5 protein-coding genes are annotated in these 6,542 nt (G+C 77.3%); all 5 read left to right on the top strand.

The genetic code is table 11. From position 1 onward, the window contains the following. Positions 1-136: 136 nt before the first annotated feature. Positions 137-364, top strand: a complete 228-nt coding sequence (locus tag HYE82_RS32670) for a DUF6296 family protein (RefSeq protein ID WP_179177833.1) — start codon at positions 137-139, stop codon at positions 362-364. An 81-nt stretch (positions 365-445) separates the two neighbouring features. Continuing rightward, on the top strand, positions 446-1,315 hold the full coding sequence (locus tag HYE82_RS32665; RefSeq protein WP_179177832.1) for a hypothetical protein: 870 nt from the start codon (positions 446-448) through the stop codon (positions 1,313-1,315). Beyond that, positions 1,312-3,486, top strand: coding sequence for a bifunctional serine/threonine-protein kinase/ABC transporter substrate-binding protein (locus HYE82_RS32660; RefSeq protein ID WP_179177831.1), 2,175 nt, complete (start codon positions 1,312-1,314; stop codon positions 3,484-3,486). Before HYE82_RS32665 ends, HYE82_RS32660 begins: the two co-directional genes overlap by 4 nt. Positions 3,487-3,492: 6 nt before the next feature. Then, positions 3,493-5,685 (top strand): bifunctional serine/threonine-protein kinase/ABC transporter substrate-binding protein, encoded by a 2,193-nt coding sequence (locus HYE82_RS32655; protein ID WP_179177830.1) that lies wholly within the window; start codon positions 3,493-3,495, stop codon positions 5,683-5,685. Positions 5,686-5,973: 288 nt separating this feature from the next. Further along, a partial coding sequence (locus HYE82_RS32650; protein ID WP_309144524.1) for an Ig-like domain-containing protein occupies positions 5,974-6,542 on the top strand: 569 nt, incomplete at its 3' end.

Here is a 6,542-nt window from a genome sequence, read left to right as displayed (position 1 = left end):
CCCGGGCCCCGGGCACCCCGGCCGTCCCCGCCGCGCGTGATCGGCTTCCCGGCCGAGGTGCGATGCACCCGGCGGGAGCTGCGCGCATCATGGAGGGGGAGGAAAGGCTCCGTTCGCTCGGCGAAGGAGGGCGCGGATGAGTTCCCAGCGGTATGAGCTGGTGTTTTCCGAGGGCCCGGGCACGGGCGAGGACACCGTCGTGGTGGCCCCCACCGGCCTGGCGGGACCGGGCGGGCACCCGGTCTACGAGGACGCGACCGGCATCGTACGGGCCGAGATCAGCGACCGGGGCGAGGTACGCGTCCTGGCCACGGGCGGCGGCCAGAACGCGGTCCGCGTGGTCCGGGTCCGGCCACTGCCCTGAGCTCCCGGGCGCCGGGATTCGGCCAAACTTCCTTTCCCGTCGGGCACTTGAAGACCGCCCGCGCCGGGTACGCTCTGCCCCGTGGGACGGTCGGGGGGACACGGGCGCGGACGCGGGCATCTGCACGGACACCGAGGGCCGCTGCGGGTCTGCTGCCGCCTGGTTGCGGGCCTGCTCGTCCTCGCCGGCTGCACCTCGGGCGGTACGCCGGGCGGCGGCCCGGACGGCTCCGCCCGTCCGTCCGCACCCTCCCCGTCGGCCGCCGCGGGCGCAGGCACCACCGGCGCGGGCAGCCCGGCCCCGCTCGTCCCCGAGCTGGACGGGCAGCGGCAGCCCCGGAACCGGGCCGAGGCACGGGCCCTCTTGGACCGCATCGCCATCGACCAGGACGTCTTCGGGCCGGACGTGCAGCGCAGCACCCCCTTCGAAAGCGATCCCGGCAGCTGGCCGGTCCTCGGCCGGGACTGCGTGTGGCGGACCGAGGGCCTGCCGCCCGACGTCCTCGCCACCAGCACGCGCCGGTTCCACATCCCGGCCGCCGACGGCCGGGGCCGGGTCAGGATCCACGCCACGGTGACCGTCCACCGCACCCGCGAGGAGTCCGGCTGGGAGACCGCCCGCGCCATGGAGGAGGTCCTGCGCTGCCCGAACCAGGTGGTGCGCGCCGGCGAGGAGCTGAAGGGCCTGTGGGGCGCCTCCCTCTACCAGGGCGAACAGCTGAACGGCTGGTCCGAGGACGCCTTCAGCGAGTCCGGCGAGTGGGTCGGCGAGGGCAGCGGCGGCCCCCGGCCGTACCGCTGGTCACAGGGACAGTTCGGGCCCGTCACGGTGGCCGTCGCCGGCAAGGGCGCCGCCGGGTTCACCGAGGAGGCCCTCGTCGCGCTCGTCGTGCAGGGCACCGGCCGGATGATGTACCGGGCCGGGCAGGCCCTCGGAAAGGTGCCCCGATGATCGAGCGGCTTCACTCCTCGGACCCGTCGCGGATCGCCGGCCACCGCCTCCTGGGGCGGCTCGGCTCGGGGGGCATGGGCGTCGTCTACCTCGGCCGCACCGCCGACGGGGCGCTCGCCGCGGTCAAGGTGATCCGCGCGGAGTACGCCGACGAGGCGGACTTCCGGGCCCGGTTCCGCCGCGAGGCCGCCATCGCCGCCCGCGTGGACAGTCCCTGGGCGGTGCGCGTCACCGGCGCCGACCCGAACGCGGCCGAGCCGTGGCTGGCCACTTCCTTCGTGCCCGGGCCCTCGCTCGCGGAGGCCGTCACCGCCCACGGGCCGCTGCCGCTGCGCGCCGTACGGATCCTCGGCAAGGCCCTGGCCCGGGCGCTCGACGTGATGCACGGGCAGGGCCTGGTGCACCGGGACGTCAAGCCCGCGAACGTGCTGCTCGGCACGGACGGGCCCCGGCTCATCGATTTCGGCATCGCGCGCGGCGCCGAGCACACCGTGCTGACCTCGACCGGCGTGGTCCTCGGCACCCCCGGCTTCCTCTCCCCCGAGCAGGTCGGCGGCCGCGCCGCGGAGCCGGCGTGCGACGTGTTCTCCCTCGGCTGCCTGCTGGCGTACGCGGCCACGGGACGACTGCCGTTCGGGACGGGCACCGCGGACGCGGTGCTGTACCGCACCGTGCACGACGAGCCGGAGTTCGGACCGGAGGTCCTCGCCGACCCGGAGCTCACCGCGCTGCTGCGCACCGCCCTCGCCAAACATCCCGACATCCGCCCCACCGCCAGGGAGCTGGACGAGGCGCTGACCGAGGACGATCCGGGCGCGGGCACCGGCTGGCTGCCGGACCCGGTCGTCGCCGCGATCGCCGAGCGGGCCGCCGGGCTGCTCGCCCTGCCCGGGATCGAGGAGACCGTCGCCGACCCGGCCGCCGAGCCCACGGTCGGTGCCGGGAGCGGTCCCGGGGGCCGTGCGGTGTCGCGGCGGCGGCTGCTCCGTCTCGCCACCGCCGGGGCGGTGGTCGCGGCGGGTGGCGGTGTGGCGGCCGTCCTCGTGTCCCGCCGGGGCGGCGGTGCTCCGGCGGAACCGGCCGGGCGCACGTGGACGGTCGGGGTGCACGCGGACCTTTCGGGCCCGCAGCAGTCCATGGGCAAGGCCCAGCTGCGGGGCGTGGAGTCGGCCGTCTCCGCGTTCAACTCCCGTTCCGACAAGCCGTTCACGGCCTCCGTCCGGCCTGTCGACGATGCGGGGGATCCCGGCCGCTCCGCCCGCGCCGCCGCCGAACTCGTCGGCGACCCCGATGTCCTCGCCGTGGTCGGCCCCACCGGCAACGCCTCCGTGATGCCCTGCCTGGAGGTGTACGGGGAGGCGGCGCTCCCGCTGCTGACCGTGTCCGCGCTGGGGAGCACCTTCGGCGTCGCCGACCGGCGCAGCTTCTTCCAGACCTGCTCCCTCTCCTTCGGCCAGGGGCACGCCGCCGCCCTGCAACTGGTGCAGGCCCAGGGCGCGCGGCGGTTGGGGCTGCTGTGCGACCGCGCGGGTGACGCGGAGGGCTGGCAGGCCGTACTCCAGGTGAGCCGGACCCTCGGCGCCGAATTCCCGCAGGCGGTGCCGTACGCACGCGTCCTGCCCCGGGAGTCCGGCAGCGAGCTGCCGGCGGTGCTGGCCGACCTGCTCGCGCAGGGAGTCGACGGGATCTTCTGCACCGGCACCCCGGCCCGTACCGCGCAGGCCGCACGGTGGCTGGACACCGCCGGGTTCAAGGGGCCGAGGGTCGCCGACTACACGGTCGTGGACGAGGAGTTCCTGACCGCGGCCGGACCCGCCGCCGAAGGCTGGCAGGTCCTCGCCCCGTACACCGGGCCGGACTCGCCGGCGGTCCTGGAGCACCTCGTGCGCGAGCGGCGGGACGGGCCCGCGATCGCACCCTGGGCGGCCGAGGCGTACGACACGGCGGGGCTGGTCCTGGACCGGCTGGTGACGGCCGTTCAGACGGGCGGCGGGCGGCCCACCCGCGCCGAACTGCTCACCGCGCTCGGCCGGGGCACCTACCGCGGCGTGGTCAAGGAGTACGCCTTCGACGACCGCCGGCAGGTGAAGGGCAACCCCTACTTCCTCCACCGCATCGACCGGGGCCGGCTGCACTGCCTCGGCGCCGTCCCGCAGCCCTCCGCCGGGTAGCGGCCGGTGCGCCCCCTCACCCCCGCCGATCCGGCCGCGGTCGGCGGGCACCGGCTGCTGGGACGGCTCGGCTCGGGAGGCATGGGAACCGTGTACCTGGGCCGGTCCCCGGCGGGCGCACTGCTGGCCGTGAAGGTGATCCGCGCCGACCACGCCGCGGACCCGGCCTTCCGCGCCCGGTTCCGCCGTGAGGCGGAGGCTGCGGCGCGGCTGTCCGGGCGGTGGGTGGTGCCGGTGGTGGCCGCCGACCCGGAGGCGCGCGCGCCGTGGCTCGCCACCCCGTTCGTGCCCGGCCCGTCACTGTCGGAGGCGGTCGCCGGGTACGGGCCGCTGCCCGCCGGCAGCGTGCGGACGCTGGGGGTGCGGCTGGCGGAGGCCCTGGAGCAGGTGCACGCTGCGGGGCTGGTCCACCGCGACGTCAAACCGGGGAACATCCTCCTCGCCCCCGACGGGCCTCGGCTGATCGACTTCGGGATCGCGCGGGCCGTCGGGGCCACCACCCTGACGGCTGCCGGGTCCGTCGTCGGCACCCCCGGCTACCTTCCCCCGGAGCAGGCCGGCCGGGACGCGGCGGGGCCGGGTCCGGCCGGTGACGTGTTCTCCCTCGGCTGCGTCCTCGTGTACGCGGCGACCGGACGCGGTCCGTTCGGCGGCGGTCACCCGGCCGCGGTGGTCTTCCGTACGGTGCACGACCCGCCCGACCTGGCCGGGGTGCCGGCGGAGCTGCTGGAGCCGCTCTCCGCCTGCCTGGCCAAGGACCCGGCGGGGCGGCCTTCCCCGGCGGAGCTGCGGATGCTGCTCGGCGGCGGCCCGGGCGCGGGGGCGGACTGGCTGCCCGCGCCGCTGCCGCGGCTCATCGCCGAGCGCTCCACGAGGGCCCTGGCCCTGCCCGTTCCGGAGCCCACCCGGGTCGACGGCCCGGGAGCGGTCGGCGCGGCGGGAGGAGCGGACGGCGGTACCGGGCCGGCCCGCGGGTTCCTCACCCGCCGGCGGCTGCTGGCCGCCGGCGGAGCCCTCGTCGCGGCCGGCTCGCCGCTCGCCTGGCTGGCGTCCCGCGGCACGGGCCGGCGCGGCACTCCGTCCGCGGCCCCGTCCGGCGGCCTGCGCGTCTTCGCCGTCGGCCTGCAGGCCGACCTGACCGGGCCCGGCAAGGCGGTGGGGCAGGCGTACGAGCGGGGGGTCCGGCTGGCGGTGGAGGCGCACAACGCGCGCGACGGCATCCCGTTCCGGCTGGCCGTGCGGACCGCCGACGACGGCGGTGACCCCGCCCGGGCGGCACAGGCCGCCGGGCAGCTGATCGCCGACGCCTCCGTGGTCGCGCTGATCGGCCCCGGCGCGCAGGCGGCGGTGCCCCCGGTGGCCGGCGCCTGTCTCGCCGCGGACCTCGCCCTGCTGCTGGTGTCGCTCCACAGCGGCCAGGCCGGCCCGGACCCGTGGCGGACGCTCTGCGACACGCGGGCCGACGCCGAGGGCATCGGCCTGCCGGTGCTGGACTACCTGACCCGGGTCCGGCCGGTCACCCGCACCGGTGTGGTCGAGGACGGCGCGGCCGGCAGCGGGAGCGGCAGCGGGGGGTGGCAGCTGACCCGGGTGCTGCGGCAGACCCCGCCCTCGCAGGGCTCGACCGCCGTCCACCGGATCCCGCAGGGGGGCTCCGACTTCGCCGCGGCGGTGAGCTCCCTGGTCGAGGCCGACGCCCGGGCCGCCGTGTTCGCGGGCTCCTCACCGGAGCGCGCGGGGCGGTTCGCCCGGGCGCTGGCCGACGCCGGTTTCCCGGGGCCGCGGCTGGCCACCGGGGAGGTGATGGAGCCGGCGTTCCTGGAGGCGGCCGGCCCTGCCGCGGAGGGCTGGCTGTTCAGCACCTACTTCTCCGGCCCGGCGGAGGCGCCCGCCGCGACCGGGTTCGTCTCCGCGCACCGGGCCGCGTACGGGGGTCCGCCGGCGAGGTGGGCCGCCGAGGCGTACGACGCGGTGGGGCTGGTGGCCGCAGCGCTGGCGGCTCTGGAGGGCGAGGGGCGGGACCGGGCGGGGCTGTCCCGCCGGATCTTCCGCACCGCGTACCGGGGGCTGGCCAAGCCCCTGGCCTTCGACGCGACCACGCACCGGCTGTCCGGGCTGCGCACCGCGCATCTCCACCAGGTCCGGTCGGGTGCCTTCCGGTACCTCGGGGTGTACCAGGACGTGACCGCGGCTCCGTGAGAGGCCGCGGCCCGGCCCGCGGCACGCCTGCGGACTGCCGGATGCTGCTCCGTACGAGTTCACTTGCCTGCTCGTTCGGCCGTACGCCCCGAGTGCATGATCATCATTTCGGCCCGCACCCGATTTCATGCTGCCATCCGGTCATGGGCGATCTGGGAGGGCCGCGTCCCGATGTCATCGACGCACCGCGCACCGCACGCACCACAGGCAACACGTAAAGCACATCCACTGGACCCGCAACAGGCGCGGTGGGGGCGACACCTCTGGAGGAACGCGTCGTGGAGCGCGGTGGCCGCGGTGACCGGCGGTGCCGTCCTCGTCGCCATGGTGCCCGGCAGCGTGCCCCGGGCGGACGGCAAGGGGCAGGGCTTCGGCAGCGCGGACGCCTCGGTGACGCTGCTGGTCGGGCGGGCCCTGCAGGAGGGCGGCCGGGCCGCGCGATGCGGCGCGGCGGTGCCGGGCGACGGGCCGTGCACGGGCTGGCGGGAGGAACGGGTCCGGGCCACCGCCCACGGTGCCGGGGCGGTGCTCCGGGACACCTCCGGGCACGACGGCACAGGCGGGGCGCGGACGGTCGCCCTGCCGACGGACGCGCACGGCCCGCTGCAGATCGGGCTGGCCGGCGCGGGCCGGCTGATCGACGTCACCGTCCAGGACGGGCACGGGCGCCACGTGGGCGGCGCCCTCGACCCGGGGGGCCGTCGGTGGGCCAACACCGAGTCCCTGCGGGCGGGCGAGCGGTACACGGTCCACGTGGGCGCCCAGGACGCGGCGGGGACGCCGGTCGGGGTCACCATGGCGTTCGGGACCGCGCCGCCCGCGGCCGGGGAGCAGATCACGGCGGAGCTGGGGCCGGG

The sequence above is a fragment of the Streptomyces sp. BR123 genome (genome assembly GCF_013401435.1).
In the GTDB taxonomy this organism is placed as follows: Bacteria; Actinomycetota; Actinomycetes; order Streptomycetales; family Streptomycetaceae; genus Streptomyces.
The sequence above is the reverse complement of the archived record's forward strand: the minus strand, read 5'-3'. Positions and strand labels throughout refer to the sequence as shown.

Bases quoted from the DNA above. Each gene is read 5' to 3' on its own strand.
- HYE82_RS32670 (WP_179177833.1), top strand. From the start codon at position 137: ATGAGTTCCCAGCGGTATGAGCTGGTGTTTTCCGAGGGCCCGGGCACG.
- HYE82_RS32660 (WP_179177831.1), top strand. From the start codon at position 1,312: ATGATCGAGCGGCTTCACTCCTCGGACCCGTCGCGGATCGCCGGCCAC.